Raw genomic sequence first — 22,272 nt, forward strand, 5'->3', positions numbered from 1 at the left:
TAGATATGTTTGCATCTCTTTTGCATAGACTATCCAGCTTTTCCCTTATCTGTGCACTGCTCTTCTGCACTTGTTGTTTTCAACAAGCGATCGCTGAACAGACGACTTGTTTTTCTAAAAATGCGCGTATTGTTTCTATTGGGGGAGCTCTCACAGAAATTGTCTATGCATTAGGAGCCCAAGATCAGCTTATTGCCCGAGACAGTACAAGTATGTATCCGCAGGAAGCGCTCAAACTTCCTGTTCTGGGGTATATGCGTGCTCTTTCGCCAGAAGGTGTTTTATCTCTTTCTCCAGAGTGTATATTGCTTATTGAAGGAAGCGGCCCTCATTCAACCGTTGATATCCTTAGAAAAACGTCAATACCTATGGTGTTTGTTCCAGAAGATTTTTCTCGTGAAAATGTTATAGAAAAAATTCGTTTTGTCGGTAAGGCTCTTGGCCGAGAAGAACAAGCAGCCGTATTGATTGAAAAAGTAAATCAGAGTTTTATAGATAATGATGCTCTTTTAGCAAAGGTAACTAAGCCAAAAAGTGTTCTTTTTGTTATGTCAATACAAAATGGACGCGTCATGGCATCTGGAATAGGAACAGCCGCCAACGGTATGATAGAACTTGCAGGTGGTATCAATGCGATCTCTAACTTTAAAGGTTACAAGCTTTTAAATAATGAGGCGCTGCTAAACGCAAATCCCGACGTTATTTTGCTTATGGACTATCGCGGAAATTCAGAAAAAATGGATCAACTTTTAGCTGTACCAGCAATCAAAGCAACAGCTGCAGCGAAAAATCATGCTATTAAACAAGTGGATATCATGTATCTTTTAGGGTTTGGTCCCCGTACTGCAGATGCTGCAAAAGATATGATTCGTATGCTTTATTACACAGATGAAACTGTAAACGTTGAGAAAGATGACAGATAATATTTCTATAGTTCATACATCTCATGTAAAAGACAAGCATACCTGTCGAAAAAAAATTGTATTATGTAGTTTAGTTGTATTTTTTATCTTCAGTGTAATTTTTGGGTTACTGAGTGGTGCATCTAATGTTTCTCTCGTTAAGCTCATTCATATACTTCTTACGCAAGATTTTGCGGTAAGCAGTAAAACCCGTGATTATCTTGTATTTATCGACATACGGCTACCTCGTGTTATCTTAGGATTACTGATTGGTGCAGCTTTAGCTGTTTCTGGCGTTCTTATGCAAGGACTTTTCCGTAATCCTCTTGCCGATCCTGGAATCGTAGGCGTGTCAACGGGTGCAAGTCTTGGTGCTATCTTAGCAATTGTTATCGGCTTTACTTTTCCTGCTTTTCTTGCACCTTTTCTAGAATCTTATAAAGTTATGATAGGTGCTTTTTGGGGCGGGCTTTTAACAACAATTATTCTCTATACAATCGCAACGCATCATAGTTGTACTTCTATTGCAACAATGCTTCTTGCAGGTATTGCCATTAGTGCTTTAAGTGGAGCTATTGTCGGTATTTTAATTTTTATCGCCAATGACCAACAGTTGCGTGATATTACTTTCTGGAATCTTGGTTCTCTTGCTGGTGCAACATGGTTAAAAGTTTGGCTCATTTTACCTTTTGTTTGGATTGGTCTTCTTTTTGCTCCCTTTTTATCACACGCATTGAATGCGCTTACTCTTGGGGAAGCTGTTGCCAGCCATATTGGTTTTCATATTCAAAGAATTAAAAATATTGTTATTCTCCTTGTTGCACTCATGTGCGGTGGAGCAGTTGCTATCAGCGGTGGTATTGGTTTTATTGGCATTGTTGTCCCACATATTTTGCGTCTTCTTATGGGATCTGATCACCGCTATCTCATTCCTTGCTCTGCTCTTCTAGGTGCAGCATTGCTTATTTTTGCCGATACATTTGCCCGCTTTATTGTTGCACCTGCAGAATTGCCAATAGGCATTGTTACTGCACTCTTTGGTTCGCCATTTTTCCTTTGGATTCTTATAAACCGACGAGGAACAAACTTTTCATGATTGAAGCAACAGATATCTGCGTTCAACGAGGGAAGGCATCTATTATCAATCACATTAATCTACGCATTAATAGTGGTGCTCTCACAGTTATAATTGGTCCAAATGGATCTGGAAAAAGTACTTTTATCAAAGCGCTCAGTGGAGAACTTCCCTACAGTGGAAAAATGACATTAAATGGTCATGATATTATTCAGACAAAAGCTTCTCAAATGGCGCTGATGCGTGCAGTTTTACCACAATCAACAACGTTAGCATTTCCATTCTTGGTTCAAGAAGTGGTAAGGCTTGGTCTTTCTGTAAACAAACTTAATGTAACAAAAGCACAAGTACAAAATCTTTCTCAAATACACGATCTTCCCCAAAAGGCGTTAGAACGGGTTGGCTTAGCGAGCTATGGGAACCGATATTATCATCAATTATCGGGTGGTGAACAAGCAAGAGTACAACTCGCCCGAGTACTTTGCCAAGTATGGGAGCCTGTTCACAACGGAATTCCTCGTTGGCTTATATTAGATGAGCCTACTGCTAATCTTGATATTCAATATCAGTTCATTGTCATGGATATAGCTCAAGACTTTGCCCTTCGTGGTGGTGGCGTTCTTGCTGTTTTACATGATCTTAATCTTGCTGCCTATTATGCTGATAAAATGATATTGCTTCAACAGGGGAGAATTTACTGTGAAGGAGACACCTCCTCTGTTTTGACAACGCAAAATCTACGTGACGTTTATCATTGCCCCCTAACCGTTTCTGAAGTGCCAAAAACAGATGTTCCTTTTATATTACCGCAAACAATATCTCACCAGTAACATAGTGCGTTTTTTTGAAATCTATTTGATAAAATTGAAGCAATGTTTTTTCATAATTAAAAAATTAAGACAGTTTTATCCATAAATCACGTAAAAAATTAGAACCCATATTTCTCAGTATCCATTTTTTTCATTATGCTTTTCCGTGGAATTTCTCTCTTCGTTAAACATCCAGTCCCTGATTTTTTTGAGCTGACATGATTACTTTTTCTGTTCCGCCCTATCGTTGCACGATGAAAGCGACATAATCCATTAGCACTTTATGCTTTTATCCTAGTTAAGTAACAAAGATTCCCCGCTTTTTACTGCTTAGCGCAAACCTTGTATTCATGTAGATAAAAATACGAATTGATAGAATCTAGAGGAATCAATTAAACGATGCGCTAAAGTGATTGATAAATAAATGAAGAAAAAAAATGGAAACACTGATACTAATTCTTATAATATTCATGACCGCAATATCCATACTTTTTCTTCCAATGATATGGTATAAGCGGTGCAAACACTTAATAAGAATGATTGCATTATTAACGCTCGTGCTAGCAATCATATGCTTGTTCATATGCCTCCTATATGGAAAAGAATTGCTTATTATACCTTCCTTAAATCTTATAGCCACTTTTATGATAAAATTTATAAAAACATATCCAACAATAACAATAGTGATTGGTGCAATTATAATCTCAATCATCTTACTTATATGGACATCAAATAAACAGACTGCTTCTCCACCCTGATGGATGAAACTTTTGTTACAAGCTTTCAACAACAGATCCAAACTCTTGAAAAATACTAGATCTCTAAAATCTGTCAAAACTGACATAGCCTTTCAAAAATTTTGGAATGCGTTTTGAGATATAGTCATTAAATCTTGTAGATCAAGGCATCTACGTAAGCCCTCGTTAATTCTGATTCGAAATACATAAAATCCTTTCTGTGCATCCTTAATAAATTTTTGTCTTTTTAATATTGTACCACTCATCTTCATATGCTTTCATGATTAGAAAATGGAGACAGCTTTGTTCATAAATCATATAAAAAATTAAAATCCATGTTCTTAATATCAACTCTCTTCATTATGCTTTTCCGTGAAATTTCTCTCTTAAACATGCTAGCCACTGAGCTATGATATCAGCTGATGAGATCACTTTTTCTGCTCCGTTCTGTCATTACACAGTGAAAATACAAATCCATCAGCCCTTTTCTGATTTTATTCTGATAGGGCAACAAAGGTGAGCTAGAGAAATCAATAAATTCAATAATTGCACCGCAAATAATGTGTTAGATCCTTTGGACAGCATTTCCGGTATTTTTCTGCATCGGTTAGGCCAAATAATCCATCACAGCGTTTTTAAACTACCCAACGTTTTTACTTTTGCTCTAATTCCACAATAATGCTATCTTTGCGCTATCTCATCCTTGATGTGTGTAAGATAGCAAGCATCATCTCAGGTTTTAAAGAATCAACACGAACAGTGGCTGGTTGCTTCCCTCGCTCTTCACGTTCAATAAAGTATTGATATGCTTGCTTTCGTTTTTCGTTACGTTAAACTAAAGCTCTTTTGATTTGCTGTTGCATCGATACTTTCAGAGTATACAACAGCACAATCAAGCAAAGGAACATAATCCCTTAACTCTCGTATAAGTCATTAATCTCATTGATGTCTGGCGGAGAGGAAGAGATTCGAACTCTCGAGAACCTTTTGAGCCCTACTCCCTTAGCAGGGGAGCGCCTTCGACCACTCGGCCACCTCTCCAAGAGAGGTGAATAAACGGTATCAACAAAAAGTTCAAGACATTTTCGATTTTTTTCTAAAAATCTTAATTTTTCTCTAAGAAAAAAATCAATAGATCAATATTATAAATCATTTTGTGTCTTTTTTACCACATTGATCTAAAATAGTATATAAAAATGAAGTTTTTTCATATTTTATATCTAGTAAAAATCAGTATGATTGAGTTAGTAAGTGTTAAGCACTTGAATTTCATTTCATTCAGTTACCTTATAAGTTCAATATAGTAATCAAATTTAACACAGTAATATCGTATTTTCATTCTCACAAAATATTAGGCTACAATAAACATTAAACTACAACTAGAGGTAAATTATGAAAATCAAAACCCTTCTTTTGTGTTCTGCCTTAGCTTTTACAGGAATCTCTTGGACACAAGCGGCAGATGTGATGCTTACACCAGAATCAGAATCTGTGAAATATGTTCGTGCCTGTGATGCGTATGGTAAAGGATACTTCTATATCCCCGGAACAGACACATGCATACGCTTATCAGGTAACGTCCGGGCTGATTTTTCAGTTGGTGATAACATCGATGCACAAACTGATGGTGAGTTGACTGAGGGGAATAAAACTTATGATGCAGCTTCACGTTTAACACTTGTTTTCCAATCTGCTTCTGAAACCGAATTAGGAACGCTTCGTTCATATGCACGGATCCACTCACAATGGAGCAATGGAAAAAACGGAGCCAGTGGACAGCTTGGTTCTGCTTATATTGAACTTGGTGGGTTTCGTATAGGTCTTGATAGTACAATTTTTGACAGTTGGACTGGCGATTATGGTAACGTTATAAACGATGGCATCATCAATCCAACAGGGAATACTCGTACCAACTTTGTTGCCTATACATTCAACAGTGATACTGGTTTTTCTGCTATTATTGGAGCTGAGCTAGGGAATATTTCAGGTGATATAAAAAATGGACGGTATTTTACTGAAAACGATGGGAAAATTATCGAAATTACCAAAGATAATCTTCCAGATAAACAAGTATTTCCAAATAAACAGATAGAAGGCTATATACCAAATATCCTTTTAGGGATGAAATTTATCCAAGACTGGGGTGGAGTTTCAACAATTGCTTCCTATGAGTCTTACTACCAAAAATGGGCAGGAAAAGTGCGCTTAGATTACAATGTAACTGATCATTTCAACCTCTGGGCAATAGGTGGTTATAAAAATGGTTCTGACTACTACACAGAAAGTACATCAGGTGTATTGTCGCTCCAAAACACTACACTCTATGCAAACTGGGGCGGGAAATGGGCTGCTTGGGCTGGTGCAACTTATAAAGTTACTCAAAAAGCAAATCTTAATGCTCAGTTCTCTTATAGCGCTGTAAAAACTTTCGCAACTTCTGTGAATGTTTCATACACATTACTTCCAGGTCTCGTTATAACACCTGAGCTAACTTATATTTCTTGGAACGATGATCGTGTGTCCAGGAATGATGCTGCTAGCAAAAATTACAAATATGCTTTGAATGGAAAGAATGCTTGGCAAGCTATGCTTCGCATACAGCGTTCATTCTAATCTTTTAGAATTTCATTTTAAAAGCTGGCAGCTTTAAGTTGCCAGTTTTTTGTTTTTTAAAAATATCTGTAATGATCAGCAAGATATTTCACAGTTTTGAATCCATCTTAGTGTTCTGCTAAAAATGAATGATCGGATTTTTTGTCGCTTTAGAAACTTTTAAACCTATGAAAGGTAAATGTTTAGGGCATAATAACAATGCAACTTCCTGAAGCTTTGAAGCCACTTTCCCGCTATTTCTTAACAATTTTTACAATACACGTTTTGAAGTTAGTATATCCTGGGTTATTCTTAATATCTCAATCACTATTGCATTTTTAAAGTACTGTGTTTGAATACAGTTCTGATTATAAAAATCCTCCCTCTCTATCGTACATTGTAACACATAAACGCATCATAAAATATTTTTTCCTTATGTTATCCCTTTTGGAAGAAACTTTAATATTGTAGTTAGTTGCCGATGATAATTTTTGCTTTCACTCCGAAAAAATGACTCAAAAATCATAAAGAATATATCTTTACAATTGACAATACGAACATTTAGACTAATCATAACGACATAAATAAGATGCTCTAATCGGGGTTGGGGGATGTACAGAAAACATTACTAAAATACTTTATCCTTGATTTTCTCAATGTGTGGTTTGCTGAGCATTAATAAGGTATGTATTTATGGTATTGCATGCACTCTTATTAAAGTTCACAAAATTTATTAGTTGAGAACATCCTTTTTAACCTTGTCAGGCGTTTTTGAGTGTGAATTTTTAAGGAAAACGTTCGTGCAGAAAAACACTCCATCAGTCAGTTGTGCTCCATTTCCCGCATCACGTAAAATTTATCAACAGAGTTCTCTTTTTCTTGATGTGCGTGTGCCGTTACGCGAAATTTCATTGACAGATAACAGCGGAGAAAAACCTTTAACTGTCTATGACACTTCAGGCCCCTATTCCGATCAAAATGTGACTATTGACATCACAAAAGGATTACCTGCAATTAGTACACCTTGGTTATCCGAAAGAGCGGATACTGAATCTTATCCTGCTCGATTAGTCAAACCTGAAGACAATGGTTTTACCAGCGAAAAAAAACTGACACCTGCCTTTGAGCAAAAACGGCCTATTTTACGTGCAAAAAATGGAAAAGCAGTAACACAAATGGCTTATGCACGCGCAGGCATTATTACCGCAGAAATGGAATATGTTGCTATCCGTGAAAATGAGGGGCTGACAGAAAAAAATCAACAAAAAACAGTATCTGGTGAAGCATTTGGTGCATCAATACCAGAAATTTATACTGCAGAATTTGTTCGTAATGAAATTGCCTGTGGACGAGCCATTATTCCTCAAAATATCAATCATCCAGAATGCGAACCCATGATTATTGGGCGCAACTTTCGTGTTAAAATTAATGCCAATATCGGAAACTCAGCGGTCACTTCATCTATGGCAGAAGAAGTCGAAAAAATGGTTTGGGCCATTCGCTGGGGAGCAGATACAGTGATGGATCTTTCAACAGGACGTAATATTCATAATATTCGTGAGTGGATTATTCGCAATTCCCCTGTTCCCATTGGAACTGTTCCGATTTATCAAGCACTCGAAAAAGTGCATGGTATTGCTGAAAACTTAACATGGGATATTTTCCGCGATACACTCATTGAGCAAGCAGAACAAGGTGTTGATTATTTTACTATTCATGCAGGGCTGAGATTACCTTTTATTCCTCTAACAATCGATCGCGTAACAGGCATTGTTTCACGAGGTGGTTCCATTATGGCCAAATGGTGTTTACATCACCATAAAGAAAACTTCCTTTATGAACATTTTGATGAAATTTGCAACATTGCACGCATGTATGATGTATCTCTTTCATTAGGTGATGGATTGCGCCCTGGTTCTATTGCTGATGCAAATGATGAAGCACAATTTGCCGAATTAAAAACTTTGGGAGAATTAACAAAAGTTGCGTGGGAAAAAGATGTACAGGTTATGATTGAAGGGCCTGGTCATGTACCCATGCATAAAATTAAAGAAAATATGGATCAGCAATTAGAACTCTGTCACGAAGCACCATTTTATACTTTAGGCCCTCTTACAACAGATGTTGCACCCGGATATGACCATATTACCTCAGCAATTGGTGCTGCTATGATTGGTTGGTTTGGCACTGCCATGCTTTGTTATGTAACACCTAAAGAACATTTGGGGCTGCCAGACAAAAATGATGTAAAAACTGGTGTTATCACTTATAAAATTGCTGCCCACGCTGCTGATCTTGCCAAAGGATTGCCCGGTGCACAATTGCGTGACAATGCTCTTTCACGTGCACGGTTTGATTTCCGATGGCATGATCAATTTAACCTTTCTCTTGATCCAGATACAGCTTGCGCCTTTCATGATGAGACAATGCCTAAAGAAGCCCATAAACTAGTGCATTTCTGCTCTATGTGCGGTCCAAAGTTCTGTTCAATGCGTATTTCCCACGATATTCGTGATGCCGCTGTAACAAAAAAAGTACAAAATGAAGGTATGGTTGCTATGGCTGAAAAATATCAAAAAGACGGTGATCTCTATGTGGAACCTATTACCGCTCAAAAGGAAATCGTAAACGGTTGAAAAACATTCTTGTTAAAGGCGCAGGTGTAGGCGGCTTAACAGTTGCCTTTATGTTACAACAACAAGGCGCTGCTGTTACTTTATCTGCTCCTCCCCATTCTCCTATAGGATCTGCAAGCTGGTACGCTGGAGGTATGCTAGCGCCTTACTGTGAGAGGGAAAGCTCTGAACAAATAGTTGAAAATCTTGGTGTACAAGCTATACAATGGTGGCGCACCACGCTCCCACAAATGGTAAAGCAAAAAGGCACTTTAGTTGTTGCGCCTACGCGGGATATAGCGGAGCTTGAACGGTTCTCAACGCGCACAAACAATCACAAAACCATAGATGGAACAGAAATAGCTCATCTGGAACCAGACCTTGCAGAACGCTTTAATCATGCGCTTTTTTATGAAACTGAAGCACATCTTGATTCTCGCAAAGTGCTTATTACTTTAAAAGAAATTCTTATAAAGAATGGAGCATATTTTGTTGATGTAGGGGTATCTGAAAAAAAATTTAATATTATTATCGATGCAACAGGAATAGCGCGTTTAGGAAAAGACAAAAATATACGAGGAGTACGTGGTGAAATGCTGCTGGTGCGGAGTAGAGATATTAAAATTTCCCGTCCTATTCGCCTTCTCCATCCGCGCATTCCACTTTATATCGTACCCCGACAAGATAATATTTTTATGATTGGAGCAACAATGATCGAAAGTGATTTCAGTGGTGCAATCTCAGCAAGATCGATGATGGAATTGCTTAATGCAGCCTATACTTTGCATCCTGCCTTTGCAGAAGCAGAAATTATCGAATCCGGCGTCGGTATACGTCCATGCTACCCTGATAATTTACCCTATGTTCACAAACACGGTAATTATATCTCCATTAATGGCTTTTATAGACATGGTTTTTTATTGTCTCCCGAAATGGCAAAACAAGCAGTAAAATTGGCGTTGGAATAAAGTATGCAAATATTTGTCAATGGTGAAACAGTCCAAACAGAAATAACTTATCTCAATTTACTTCTTAAAGAATTGGGGTATGAAGGAAATTGGCTCGCTATTGCTGTCAATTCTGAAGTTGTTCCTATGGATGAACGAAGTCAATTTGTCTTACATGAAGGAGATAGAATTGAAATTCTAAGCCCAATGCAAGGAGGATGAAACTATGCTAAATTTTTATGATTGTGAATTTTCCTCCCGCCTTTTATTGGGAACTGCTCAATATCCTTCACCTGCTATACTTCGTGATGCTATTCAAAAATCCGGTACAGAAATTGTGACAGTTTCACTGCGCCGAGAAACTGCGGGTGGAGAGCATGGTGGACAATTTTGGCAATTTCTTCAAGAACTTGACTTAACAGTGCTTCCTAACACTGCTGGTTGTTACACTGTTAAAGAAGCTGTTACAACAGCCCAATTAGCACGTGATCTCTTTAAAACGTCTTGGATTAAACTCGAAGTTATTGGGAATCCAGATACATTACAGCCAAATGTTTTTTGCTTAATTGAAGCAGCAAAAATTCTAAACGATGAAGGTTTTCAGATTTTCGCCTATACAACAGATGATCTCATTGTGGCTGAAAAACTCTTTGAAGTTGGCTGTCGCGTCATTATGCCTTGGTGTGCTCCTATTGGATCAGCCAAAGGACCTCGTGATACAGATGGATTACGTTCTATCCGCGCTTATCTTCCTGATCTTACTCTTGTTATTGATGCAGGCATTGGGCGTCCATCGCATGCTGCCATTGCTATGGAACTAGGCTATGATGCTGTATTGCTCAACACTGCCGTTGCTAAAGCAGGTGATCCTGTATTAATGGCTGAAGCTTTTTCTAAGGCCATTCAAGCGGGACGTATGGGATACAAAGCAGGTATGCTTGAGGCACGCAATGTAGCTGTACCTTCAACACCCATTATCGGGAAAGCGGTGTTTTCATGAAACTCGACCCTTTTTATCTCATTGTTGACAGTTCTGACTGGATAAAACGTTTAATTCCGATAGGCGTCAAACTCGTACAATTGCGTATGAAAAATAAAACTACAAAAACAGTAAAACAGCATATAAAATGCGCAAAAAACATATGCGATAAATTTGGAGCACAATTAATTGTTAATGATTATTGGGAAATAGCAATTGATGAAAAGTGCAATTTTATTCATCTCGGACAAGAAGATCTGAACAATGCTGACATTCCTGCAATCCGCGCACATGGTATAAAACTTGGCCTAAGTACACACGATGAGCGTGAATTGGATATTGCCATGTCTATTTGCCCTAACTATATCGCTCTCGGCCCTATCTATCCGACAATTTTAAAGAAAATGAAATGGGCTCCACAAGGACTAGACAAAATCAAACAATGGAAACACCAAATTGGTGCGTTGCCTTTAGTGGGCATTGGTGGTTTAACACCGGAACGTGCGATCGATGTTTTGAAAGCAGGAGCCAATAGCACCGCTGTTGTAACGGATATTATTTTACATGAAAAACCTGAAGAGCGTGTCCAACAGTGGATAAAGGGAACCCAAGCATGGCGTTGATGCCTTCTGTTCTTATCGTTGCGGGCACCGATCCAACAGGAGGTGCTGGCATTGTTCGTGATATAGAAACAACAGCTCATTTTCAAATACAAGCAAGTTTAGCGATCACCTCTGTTAATGTACAAGATGACAACCACGTTGTTGAGCTTGCCCCCATGAGCGGAAAATTTATTGCCGCACAAATGCGGGTCGCTCTAGAAGCGAATTCCATACGCGCTATCAAAATCGGTATGACAGGAACCCAAGAAATTATAACAGCGATCTGTACTGTATTAGAAAATTATCCTCATATTCCGGTTGTTTTTGATCCTGTACTTATTGCTTCATCAGGAGGAAAACTTACAACAGAAAAAATCATAGAGACTATAATCCATAAATTGCTTCCTCATATTGATCTTTTAACACCTAATATGAAAGAACTTGCGCTTCTCAGCAAAAGTTCTCTCGCTTCCCATTATGAAGAAGCAATACAACAAGCACAAAAACTTCTTTCATTTGGTCCACGCTATATTTTGATAAAAGGCGGACACATGGATGAGACGCTTGCTACCGATCGTTTAATTGAAAAAACAAAGGTAACAAATATTTCTGCTCCACGATTGAAAGGAACAATGCGCGGAACAGGCTGCATTCTTTCAAGTGCCATTGCAGCACACTTAACACGCAATGAATCTATGATTGAAGCTGTAAAAAACGCAAAAGCATATATTCACACATTACTTTTAAGCCATTGTCAAAAAGATCATTAAAACCTCAACTCATGCTCTTTACTAGCCGTCTACTCTTCCATATATTTAATATTGCACGCACTTTTATTTTATAAAAATAACGAAATCAAATTTTTACTGAAAAAATAATCAACGGTTATTTTAATAATTTGATAAGAGGATGTTCAAAATAAATAGACCATTCATTTAGCCATTAGAAAAAAATAACTATATATAAAAATCTTATCAAAAGAATATTGAAAACACTTAGCAAAGACTTCCTTTCTTATAAACTTTTCACAACAGATTAAGGAATTATCACATCTCCACTCGTAAGAAAAAACAATAAAACTCTACTCTAAAGAGCTTTTTCAAAACAATAGAATATATACCTTGTAACGAAAAACGCACACGGCATGCTTACACTGGGATTAGAAACAAACATATCATAAAGCTTGAAGAATGCTTTTACCTAGTTTATGCATGAGTAGATTGATCACAAGCAAAAAAATAAGATGTCAAAGCAAATTCAAGGTGCAATCTCATATGAAGAACTGCTAAACTTCTATAAAGAAAGTGGTGCAGATGCTGTACTTAGTGAGACGCCAATTAATCACTTTCATCAATCTACACTTTTAGAGAAAAAATCTGAGTCTTTAAAGAAAAAGTCAATACAACCAGTCAATATCACCCATCAAACACAAACACCACCGACCGCAAAACCACACAGCTATCCTCCACATAATTCTGATAATGTGCAACCAGAACGATTAGCCATAGAGATAGCAAAAAATGCCAATACACTTGATGAATTAAAATCTGCCCTCCTCGCTTTTGATGGTTGCTCATTAAAACTGACAGCTAAAAATACCTGTTTTGCAGATGGAACAGCAGGAAGCTCCCTTATGCTCATAGGAGAAGCGCCAGGCCGAGAAGAGGATATACAAGGAATTCCATTCGTAGGAAAAGCAGGAATGTTACTGAACAAAATATTGGAATCGATCGGCCTAACAAGAAAAGACGTTTATATAGCCAACACGATTCCATGGCGTCCACCAGGAAATCGCACACCAACACCAAGAGAAATCGCATTGTGCCGCCCCTTTCTTGAACGGCATATTCAGCTGGCAAAACCTCGTATCCTTATAGCTCTAGGAGGAACTGCTACGCAGTTTTTCACAGGGGTGCAAGGCGGTATTATCCGTATGAGAGGAAAATGGCTAACCTATGAAACCGAGAGCAAAATTAAAATACCTGTTATGCCGACCTTTCACCCTGCTTATCTTCTACGAACACCTAGCCAAAAAAAGCTCACTTGGATGGATTTTTTAGAAGTCCAAAACAGCTTAAATAGCCTTTCGTAACTCCTTAACTCTTCATTACTTTAAAAGATAAACGCTTTTTCAATCACTAACTACTCAAAAATATACAATTAGGAAAGAATTATGAAACAATCAACTGTTCCCATATATCGCTTGGAAGATTATCAACCAACCCCCTACGCTATACCCAAAACACAGCTTCACTTCTGTTTAGATCCAACAAAAACCTACGTTACAGCAACATTATTTATTGAACCTCGTCAAAACACAAAAGAATTCACACCTCTCTTACTTTCCGGTGATGAACTTACTCTCGTTTCTGTTGCCATAAATGGGGAAAGATTAGCTGACAATGCTTATAAAAGCACCCCTTCATATCTAGAAATTACAACCCCGCCAGTAACTCCTTTCACATTGCAATTGGTAACAGAACTGAATCCTGAAAGTAACCGTGCTCTTATGGGGCTTTATCTTTCCAACGGGATCTATTGTACACAATGTGAAGCAGAAGGTTTTCGCCGTATCACTTATTTTTATGACCGCCCTGATGTTCTTTCTACCTACACAGTCAAAATTGAAGCGGACTCTCAGACAATCCCTATTTTGCTTTCCAATGGCAATTTGGTTGAAACGGGAATTCTTGAGAATAATCGTCATTTTGCCATTTGGAAAGATCCTCACCCCAAACCTTCTTACCTCTTTGCTTTAGTTGGTGGAGATCTTGACCTATTAGAGGATTATTTTACTACTGCATCAGGACGGCGTGTTACACTTGGCATCTATGTAGAAAAGGGAAAAGTCGAGCGTGCAATCTATGCAATGGATGCGCTAAAACGTTCTATGCTCTGGGATGAACAGTGCTTTGGGCGCGAATATGATCTTGATGTTTTCAATATTGTTGCTGTTTCCGACTTCAATATGGGGGCAATGGAAAATAAAGGTCTCAACATTTTTAATGATAAATATGTTCTTGCAGATTCTAAAACAGCAACAGACCAAGATTATAAAAATATTGAACGCGTCATTGCCCATGAATATTTTCATAATTGGACTGGTAATCGTATTACTTGCCGTGATTGGTTTCAACTCTGCTTAAAAGAAGGATTAACAGTCTACCGTGATCAGGAATTTTCTGCTGATCAAAATGTACGCAGCTTACAACGTATTGAGAACATAAAAACGTTAAAAGCTACGCAATTTTCTGAAGATTCTGGCCCTCTTGCACATCCTGTACGCCCCCGTCAATATAGCCAAATCAATAATTTTTATACCACAACCGTTTATGAAAAAGGGGCTGAAGTTGTGCGCATGATCCATACAATTTTGGGTGCCACTCTCTTTCGTAAAGGTATGGATCTTTATTTTCAACGCCATGATGGGCAAGCTTGTACCATTGAAGATTTTATTGCTTGTTTTGCTGAAGTTTCTGGTCAAGACTTCTCCCAATTCATGCTGTGGTATGAGCAAGCGGGTACCCCAAATGTGGAAATCGATAGTCATTATAGCGATGGCGTTTTAACGATTCATGCAAAGCAACATATTCCAGAAACGCCACAACAAAATGACAAAAAGCCTATGCTTATTCCTATTGCTTTTGGTCTATTGGGACAAAATGGAGAGCCTCTAACCTATGAAGCGGATGCAAATATTCAATCAAATGTTATGATGCTGTCCAAAGAAACCCAGATCTTTAAATTCAGAGGATTGCGCGAAAAACCTGTTTTATCACTACTCCGGGACTTTTCTGCTCCGATCATTCTACAAACCCCATTCAATGAAAGCGAATTTATTTTTCTTGCTGAAAAGGATAGCAATCAAATTAATCGCTGGCAGTCACTGAATCATTTAATAACGCAAGCTCTTATTCAAGCGATTAACGATAAAACGCTAGAAGAAACAACCATGCCTGCTAACTTGCTGGAACTGATTAAGACCATAGTTCAAGATGACAATCTTGAACCAGAATTCCGCGCATTTTGTTTAAGCTTACCTTGCGAAGTTGAACTTGCCCGCACGATCGGTGAAAATATAGACCCTGATCGTATTCACCATGTGCGCAATCAATTTTTAGCGTCTATTGCACACACTCACCAGGAGCTCCTAACAAAAATCTATGCGCAGATGCAAGTAAAAGAGTCTTATTGCCCAAACACTGAGCAAGTTGGAAAACGAGCGTTACGCAATATTGTATTAGATTATCTTTCCATCATCGAAGCAAAACCAGACCGCGCGGCTACACAATATGCGACAGCCGACAATATGACTGACCGCATAGCCAGTATGACCATTTTAGCGCAACACTTTAACACAAGCGAACAAGCACAAGATGCCTTAAGTGATTTTGAGAACCGATATAAGAATGACCCCTTAGTCATAGACAAATGGTTCTCCATTCAAGCAGTGGTTGCCGGTGCTTCAACGCTCTACCATGTTAAAAAACTCATGAACCATCCTCTCTTTTCACTGGATAATCCCAATCGCGTACGTGCCTTGATTGGTGCTTTTGCCTCTGGAAACCAAACGGGTTTTAATAGAGCTGATGGTGCAGCCTATCATTTCCTTTGCCAAATCATTTTGGAAATTGACAAAAAAAATCCACAGCTTGCTTCACGGTTATTAACAATAATGCGCTCTTGGCGGCAATGGGAACCTGTGCGTCGACAAAAAATTGAAATGGAATTAAAAACCATTGCAGAAGCACAAAAGTTATCAAGTGATGTGGCAGACATTATCAGCCGCACACTTTCTTAAGAAAAAATAATTTATAATCAATATCTTATAACTTTACTCATAAGAATATATAAAATAGCCTTTCGACAATGATAAACCCATAAACAGATAATTTTAATTTGTTTATGGGTCATTTTTACAGTGTCTTAATTTCCACAATTTACTGCTCATAATAGTAAAATTTCTCTTTTTTTAAAAAAAGACTGGACAGAAGACTCCTGTTTTGATTCATTGCATCTATTGGGTTGTTATGAGTACTGAAAGTGTTTTTCGGTCACGTTATTCATGATTAAAGGAATAAGAAATGGCTAAATTGGACGCGTACAACGCGCCCACAGAAGTATATGCTGACTCAAAACCTGGCACCCAAAGTCGCAAGGAACAGACGGCGCATACCGATCTGCTATCGGGCTCAATTTATCAAAAACTCTTAAGAGTAGAACCTTGGTTAAGACGTTTCATTCCATTCGTCATCATTACATTCCTCATTGTTCTCGCTGCAATTCTCTCCATATCAATCTATGATTGGCGTCATACAGTTGATAAAAATGCACGCTCTACGATGAATCTTTTAGCCTCTTATATTACAAATGCACTTGACAGTAATTTACTTACCGCAACTAAACAAGGAAAAGCTGTTGTTCTTTCTCAACAGCATTTGCAAAATATTCTAACCAATGTTTATAATGGAGGTCTCGCCAACACCAGCACCATTATCGCCATAGTCGATCAAAGTGGAAACGTTCTGACCTCATCGAGTTCAGAAATAATTCTAGCAAAAAACTTACAAGATTCTCTCTCTGAGAATGCCGATGTATGGTTTCTCGGGCAACAAGCTAAAGCGTTTCAAATTACAATAGGAGGAGAACCTGCCCTCGCTTTATTCCGCAAAACAGAAAGTGGCCAATATGGCGTATTCATCGGTGAGAAAACGCAACATATTTATATGGAATGGCGTAAAGCTCTCTCGTTAAATATGACCTTATTTATAGGGACTGCTGGTATTATGCTGGCTCTGCTCTATGCCTATTATAATCAGCTTATACGCGCACGCAATAGGGATCTGGTTTCTGAAAAAATTCAAAATCGCATTGATATGGCAATGATGCGCGGACGCTGCGGGCTGTGGGATTGGAATATGGCAAGCGGACGCGTTTATTGGTCACGAGCAATGTATGAAATGCTCGGCTATGTGCCTCAAAATGCACTGTTATCAATTTCTCAGATCACTGCCATCATCAATCCAACGGATGCCAATTTTTTTGACATTGCTCAAGAATTAATGAGCGGTACCAAAAAACATATCGATATTAATGTGCCCATGCGTCATGCTGATGGTCATTATGTATGGATGCGCATTCGTGCCGAAATGACTGAAGAAGAAGAACCCCATTTGGTTGGTATTTCCTTCGATATTAGCGAACAACGTCAATTTGCCGAACAAACAGCGCAAGCCGACCTCCGTATCCGCGATGCAATTGAAAATATTTCAGAATCTTTTGTATTATGGGATGCAGAGGAACGTTTGGTCATGTCGAACAGCAAATTTTGTGAATATGCAGCCATTCCCAAACAGGTGTTACAATCCGGGATCCAACGTGCAGCTGTTGAAGCTATGGCGCGCCCTGCTATCACTGAATATCCCATTAAAGAAGATGGTAATGGTAACTCAACCAGTATTCGCCAAACTGCAGATGGTTGCTGGCTTAAAATTAATGAACGGCGCACCCAAGATGGAGGACTTGTTTGCATCGGAACTGACATCTCCGAGCTTAAACAGCAACAAGAAAAATTTGAAGAAAGTGAAAGACGGCTTTTTTCTTTCATTCAAGAACTCAAGCGTGCACGAGGAAATGCTCAGCAACGAGCAACAGAAGTTGAAAAGCTGAATAAAAGCTTACAATCAGAAAAGGAACGAGCTGAAAGTGCTAACAAAGCTAAATCAGAATTTTTAGCCAATATGTCCCACGAATTACGCACTCCACTGAATGCTATTCTTGGTTTTTCAGACATGATGTTGCAATCTACCTTTGGCCCTCTCGGCTCACAACGCTATCAGGAATATATGCGTGATATTCACAATTCCGGAACCCATCTTCTAGCTCTGATTAATGATATTCTTGATATGTCTAAAATCGAAGCAGGAAGATTCAGCCTTGATTGTAAAAATATTGATATTGAGCCAATCATTAGCGAAGCAGTTCGTACACTGACACCACAAGCACAAGAAAAAAAGATCTCCGTTACAACAAATATTGCACCAGAACTTCATGCTGAAGTTGATTGCCGCGCCATGAGACAGATTTTTCTTAATCTCATCTCTAACGCTGTTAAATTCACACCTTCTGGTGGCAGTATTAATGTTTGTGCTTTCCAGAAAAAAAATAACCTTGTTTTCAAAATTAAAGATACAGGGGTTGGTATTCCTCAATCAGCCATCAAAAAGCTTGGACAACCTTTTGAACAAGTCGAAAATCAATTTACCAAAACACATACCGGCTCAGGTCTAGGGTTAGCCATCTCCCGTTCCTTGCTGGAATTACACAAAGGGAAACTTGAAATTACTTCTAAAGAAGCAAAAGGTACAACTGTAACGATTACAATGCCAATTCAACAAAATTAAAGCTTTAGAAGCATTTTCGTTGTTCACGTTGCAAAACAATCTGTTTCCGTTGTATTCCCCAACGATAACCAGAAACAGCACCATTCTTGCAAAGTACACGATGGCAAGGAATAGCTAATGCCAATTCATTACGCGCACATGCATTAGCAACCGCACGAACAGCTTTCGGCATACCGATATGTTGCGCTAATTCTGTATAAGAAATTGTTTCACCACATTGTACCTCACATAATGCAGCCCATACTCTCTGCTGAAAAGCTGTACCTCTGATATCGAGTGGAAGATCATAATGCCTTACCAGATGAGGTGTCTCCACCATCGCGACAATGTGCACAACCTCTTGATGGAATACATTGTCATCAGCATCTTGTTGGATATCACTAAAGTGTCCTGTAAATTCCTGTAACAATTGTTGAGCAGTATCACCTAAAGCAATATGGCAAATCCCCCTATGAGACTTTGCAACTAAAAGCCACCCTATTGATAACTCCCTCAAGCAAAATATTCTTTTTTCGAAACTCTTTAACATTTTAATTTTATTTATACGCTTTATAAAGGTTAGAAATAATACAGCATCAAAATTCTATCAGAGTATACATTCACTTGTTCATCACCTGTGTAAAAATTGAACGCACCAATTGCCCCATGTCCTCAATCAATTTTTCGATACGAAGCAAATCAGGCTCACCAACACTGCGCAACAGAAGGTCACTGAGTCCAGGAGGCATATCATCAAGATTAAGAGAATCCTTTAAGCAAAAACGTATAATTTGACTCAAATTTGTATAGAGACAATAAGCAGAATGAAGTTCAAAAACGCATGACCTGTCAAGAAAGCTGTTTGGTAAACGCGCAAGAACATCAACCGTAGTCATTCCAATTTCGAACTCAACCACATGAGTTATGAGAGAAAATTGAGCAATAAATTCAAGGTCCATAATGCCACCAGGCATAATTTTAAAATCCCATCGATTTTCCGGCGGTTTTTCTTTTTCAATTAAGGAACGCATTTCACGCACTTCTTTTGCGACAATCTTCTTGTCACGGTAGAGTGCAATAATTTCACATATCTCTTTTTCTATCCTTTGCAAAAAATCGCTATCACCAGTCACACCTCGTGCCCGTGTTAAGGCGAGATGTTCCCATATCCAAGCTTCCTTACGTTGATATTTGCTAAAAGCTTGAAAAGAAACAGCAACAGGCCCTTTATTTCCCAATGGCCGTAATCGTAAATCAACATCGTAAAGAACACCTTGAACTGTAGAAGTAGATAAAGCCGCAACAAAGCGTTGTGTCAAACGAGTATAATATTGAATAATATAAAGAGGCTTTTCTCCATCAGATATTTCCGCATCCTCATCATGCTCATAAAGAAAAATAAGATCAACATCCGAGCCTGCGGTTAATTCATAGCTTCCAAGCTTACCCATACCCAATATGCCAATACGTCCACCTTTAATATGACCATGGAGCTGAGAAAATTCTTTTTGAACCGCTGCAAATGTTTTTGCAATCATAAGATCTGCAAGTGCAGTAAGAGCAAAACCTGCTTTATCCCCTGTAATTGCACCATTCAAAAGCCGGATACCAATCAAAAAACGTTGCTCATCAGCAAAAATCCTTAAGTAGTCAAGAATTTCTTCATGGGAGGTTACACCTTCAAGAAAATATTCAAGCTTATTTTCTAGATAAGTTTTTGTTGGCAATTCTGCAAAAATTGTCGGATCCAGCATCCCATCAAAAACATGCGGTTTGTGCATAATAATCTCAGCAAGGCGCGGAGCAGCTCCCATAATAAGGACTAACATATCCCAAAGAGGTGGATTAGATTGTAATAAACTAAATAGCTGAATTCCTGAAGGCAAACCTTGCAAAAAACGATCAAAACACAACATTGCTTCATCCGCTCGCTTGGTAGCACCAAAAGCTTTCAAAAGTGCTGGTGTCAGTTCCGTTAATCTTTCACGCGCCTCAGCCGATTGTGTCGCTTTATAACGTCCACAATGTAATGTTCGCATAATACGACAAATATCTCTTGTCCTTTCAAAACCTAAACGATTTAATGTGATCAACGTTTCCGGATCATCTTCTTCACCTGTAAAAACCAAATTACCGATTTCCAAGCCAAGTTCCTGTTCATGCTCAAACAACGCTGCATAATGTTTCTCAACCACTTGAAGCGTTTCTAACAAATCGCGGGTAAAGTAGCTAACTTCTTGATATCCCATTAAATATGCGACACTAGTGAATTGAGAAATATCGTTTGGTAAAAGATGCGTTTGTTCATCCGCAAGCATTTGAATACGGTGTTCAACATTGCGTAAAAAAGCATAGCTCTTTACAAGGCTATCTCTGGTTTTCTTACTGATCCAGCCAAGGGTGTGAAGTTCTGCTAACATTGCAACTGTCTCACGCCCACGCAATTGAGGCAAACGTCCACCAGCAATTAATTGCTGTGTTTGAACAAAAAACTCAATCTCACGGATACCCCCTCGCCCCAATTTTATATTATGGCCATAAGCAGCAATTTGACCATAATTTTTGTACGCATGAATTTGACGTTTGATCGAATGAATATCAGCAATAGCAGCATAATCTAAATATTTTCGCCACATATAAGGGGAAAGTTCTTTCAGAAAACTAAAGCCCGCCTCAATATCGCCTGCTACTGGACGCGCTTTAATCATTGCTGCACGTTCCCAATTTTGACCACGCCCTTCATAATAACGCAAAGCAGTTCTGACCGGTAATGCCAATGGCATGGAACCTGGGTCGGGTCGGAGTCGCAAATCAAGCCGAAAAACATATCCCTCAGCAGTGCGTTCCTGAATAATACGGATTAATCGCCGTACCATTTTAGAAAAGACATCTGTACTTTCATAAAGATCACCAATATGAGGCGACGTTTCATCAATAAAAATAATAAGATCAATATCAGAGGAATAATTAAGTTCTCCTGCACCCAATTTTCCCATACCTAGAACAATCAAACCACAATCTTTTTCTGGATTATCACGGCTAGCCAAACTTATTTTTCCACGATCGTGCGCTTCTCTTAAAAGAAAACGCAAAGCCGCACCTAAAGCACCTTCACCTAAGCGGGTTAACCATGCACAGGAAACCTCGTAAGCAAAAACACCACTCAAATCAGCTAAAGCAATGAGAACATGGGCTTCTTTTTTCTTACATCTTAAAGCCACCATTAATGAAGCTTCATTAATCGCTTCAATCCTATCAGTGGCTGCAATATCATCTATAATTTCACTTAGTCTTGTCTCTATATCGACATCCAACAAGGGGCTAAGATATGATGGATTTGCAATCAAAACTTCACGTAAAAATGGAGATAAAGTCATAATCGCGCTGATAAAATCGACTTGCTCTCCCTTATCCGCAATATAAGAAACCAACGGTTCTAAACTTTCTTTCCTCGCTTGTTCTTCAAGATCTTTCAGCCATTGGGAACCGCTATCATCAAGAGGACGTAAAGGGAGGAGTTGTGTTTTTAAAAAAGCGCTTTTCATTTTCACTCCCTTGAAAAAGCATATTAATTTTCATCCTATTTTATTGCACTAGGATCTGGATAAAAAAACAGAAATACGTTCTAGAAT

15 protein-coding genes and 1 tRNA gene are annotated in these 22,272 nt (G+C 38.5%); 13 read left to right on the forward strand and 3 right to left on the reverse strand.

What is annotated here, in order from left to right; translation table 11 throughout:
* Positions 1 to 5 precede the first annotated feature (5 nt).
* Genes NPX98_RS02870 through NPX98_RS02880 form a run of 3 tightly spaced genes read left to right on the forward strand, consistent with a single transcriptional unit; the run spans position 6 to position 2,807 of the window.
* A complete protein-coding gene (locus NPX98_RS02870) occupies positions 6 to 923 on the forward strand; it encodes a heme/hemin ABC transporter substrate-binding protein (RefSeq protein WP_269022542.1) in 918 nt (305 codons plus the stop codon).
* Positions 913 to 1,998 (forward strand): FecCD family ABC transporter permease, encoded by a 1,086-nt coding sequence (locus tag NPX98_RS02875; RefSeq protein WP_269022543.1) that lies wholly within the window; start codon positions 913 to 915, stop codon positions 1,996 to 1,998. The genes NPX98_RS02870 and NPX98_RS02875 overlap by 11 nt, the downstream gene beginning before the upstream one ends.
* Positions 1,995 to 2,807: a heme ABC transporter ATP-binding protein gene (locus NPX98_RS02880; RefSeq protein ID WP_269022544.1), complete on the forward strand. Its 813-nt coding sequence runs from the start codon at positions 1,995 to 1,997 to the stop codon at positions 2,805 to 2,807. Before NPX98_RS02875 ends, NPX98_RS02880 begins: the two co-directional genes overlap by 4 nt.
* 1,666 nt (positions 2,808 to 4,473) lie before the next feature.
* On the opposite strand, the gene NPX98_RS02885 is transcribed toward NPX98_RS02880, so the two are convergent.
* Positions 4,474 to 4,564, reverse strand: a tRNA-Ser gene (locus tag NPX98_RS02885).
* Between the two features lie 351 nt (positions 4,565 to 4,915).
* Here NPX98_RS02885 and NPX98_RS02890 point away from each other — a divergent pair.
* The 10 genes from NPX98_RS02890 to NPX98_RS02935 all read left to right on the forward strand — a co-directional run bounded on the left by NPX98_RS02890 (position 4,916) and on the right by NPX98_RS02935 (position 18,661).
* Complete coding sequence (locus NPX98_RS02890) at positions 4,916 to 6,136, forward strand: porin (RefSeq protein WP_269022545.1); 1,221 nt, start codon at positions 4,916 to 4,918, stop codon at positions 6,134 to 6,136.
* Positions 6,137 to 6,915: 779 nt separating this feature from the next.
* On the forward strand, positions 6,916 to 8,751 hold the full coding sequence (gene thiC, locus NPX98_RS02895) for a phosphomethylpyrimidine synthase ThiC (RefSeq protein ID WP_269022546.1): 1,836 nt from the start codon (positions 6,916 to 6,918) through the stop codon (positions 8,749 to 8,751).
* Complete coding sequence (locus NPX98_RS02900; RefSeq protein WP_269022548.1) at positions 8,748 to 9,698, forward strand: FAD-dependent oxidoreductase; 951 nt, start codon at positions 8,748 to 8,750, stop codon at positions 9,696 to 9,698. The genes thiC and NPX98_RS02900 overlap by 4 nt, the downstream gene beginning before the upstream one ends.
* A gap of 3 nt (positions 9,699 to 9,701) precedes the next feature.
* On the forward strand, positions 9,702 to 9,899 hold the full coding sequence (thiS, locus tag NPX98_RS02905) for a sulfur carrier protein ThiS (protein ID WP_269022549.1): 198 nt from the start codon (positions 9,702 to 9,704) through the stop codon (positions 9,897 to 9,899).
* A gap of 4 nt (positions 9,900 to 9,903) precedes the next feature.
* Positions 9,904 to 10,677, forward strand: a complete 774-nt coding sequence (locus NPX98_RS02910) for a thiazole synthase (RefSeq protein ID WP_269022550.1) — start codon at positions 9,904 to 9,906, stop codon at positions 10,675 to 10,677.
* On the forward strand, positions 10,674 to 11,279 hold the full coding sequence (locus NPX98_RS02915; RefSeq protein ID WP_269022551.1) for a thiamine phosphate synthase: 606 nt from the start codon (positions 10,674 to 10,676) through the stop codon (positions 11,277 to 11,279). The genes NPX98_RS02910 and NPX98_RS02915 overlap by 4 nt, the downstream gene beginning before the upstream one ends.
* Positions 11,270 to 12,028 carry a hydroxymethylpyrimidine/phosphomethylpyrimidine kinase gene (locus tag NPX98_RS02920; protein ID WP_269022553.1) on the forward strand — a complete coding sequence of 253 codons (759 nt, stop codon included), beginning with the start codon at positions 11,270 to 11,272 and terminating at the stop codon, positions 12,026 to 12,028. Before NPX98_RS02915 ends, NPX98_RS02920 begins: the two co-directional genes overlap by 10 nt.
* A 473-nt stretch (positions 12,029 to 12,501) precedes the next feature.
* On the forward strand, positions 12,502 to 13,350 hold the full coding sequence (locus NPX98_RS02925) for a uracil-DNA glycosylase (RefSeq protein ID WP_269022554.1): 849 nt from the start codon (positions 12,502 to 12,504) through the stop codon (positions 13,348 to 13,350).
* Positions 13,351 to 13,431: 81 nt separating this feature from the next.
* Positions 13,432 to 16,059, forward strand: a complete 2,628-nt coding sequence (pepN, locus tag NPX98_RS02930) for an aminopeptidase N (protein ID WP_269022556.1) — start codon at positions 13,432 to 13,434, stop codon at positions 16,057 to 16,059.
* Between the two features lie 283 nt (positions 16,060 to 16,342).
* Complete coding sequence (locus tag NPX98_RS02935) at positions 16,343 to 18,661, forward strand: PAS domain-containing sensor histidine kinase (protein ID WP_269022557.1); 2,319 nt, start codon at positions 16,343 to 16,345, stop codon at positions 18,659 to 18,661.
* Positions 18,662 to 18,665: 4 nt separating this feature from the next.
* Here NPX98_RS02935 and NPX98_RS02940 read toward each other — a convergent pair whose 3' ends face one another.
* Together NPX98_RS02940 and NPX98_RS02945 are read right to left on the reverse strand one after the other, a co-directional pair.
* Positions 18,666 to 19,190, reverse strand: a complete 525-nt coding sequence (locus NPX98_RS02940; RefSeq protein ID WP_269022558.1) for a methylated-DNA--[protein]-cysteine S-methyltransferase — start codon at positions 19,188 to 19,190, stop codon at positions 18,666 to 18,668.
* 70 nt (positions 19,191 to 19,260) lie between these two features.
* Positions 19,261 to 22,185, reverse strand: a complete 2,925-nt coding sequence (locus NPX98_RS02945) for a bifunctional [glutamine synthetase] adenylyltransferase/[glutamine synthetase]-adenylyl-L-tyrosine phosphorylase (protein ID WP_269022559.1) — start codon at positions 22,183 to 22,185, stop codon at positions 19,261 to 19,263.
* Between the last annotated feature and the right edge of the window lie 87 nt (positions 22,186 to 22,272).

Source organism: Bartonella sp. A05 (assembly GCF_026930145.1).
Lineage (GTDB): Bacteria > Pseudomonadota > Alphaproteobacteria > Rhizobiales > Rhizobiaceae > Bartonella.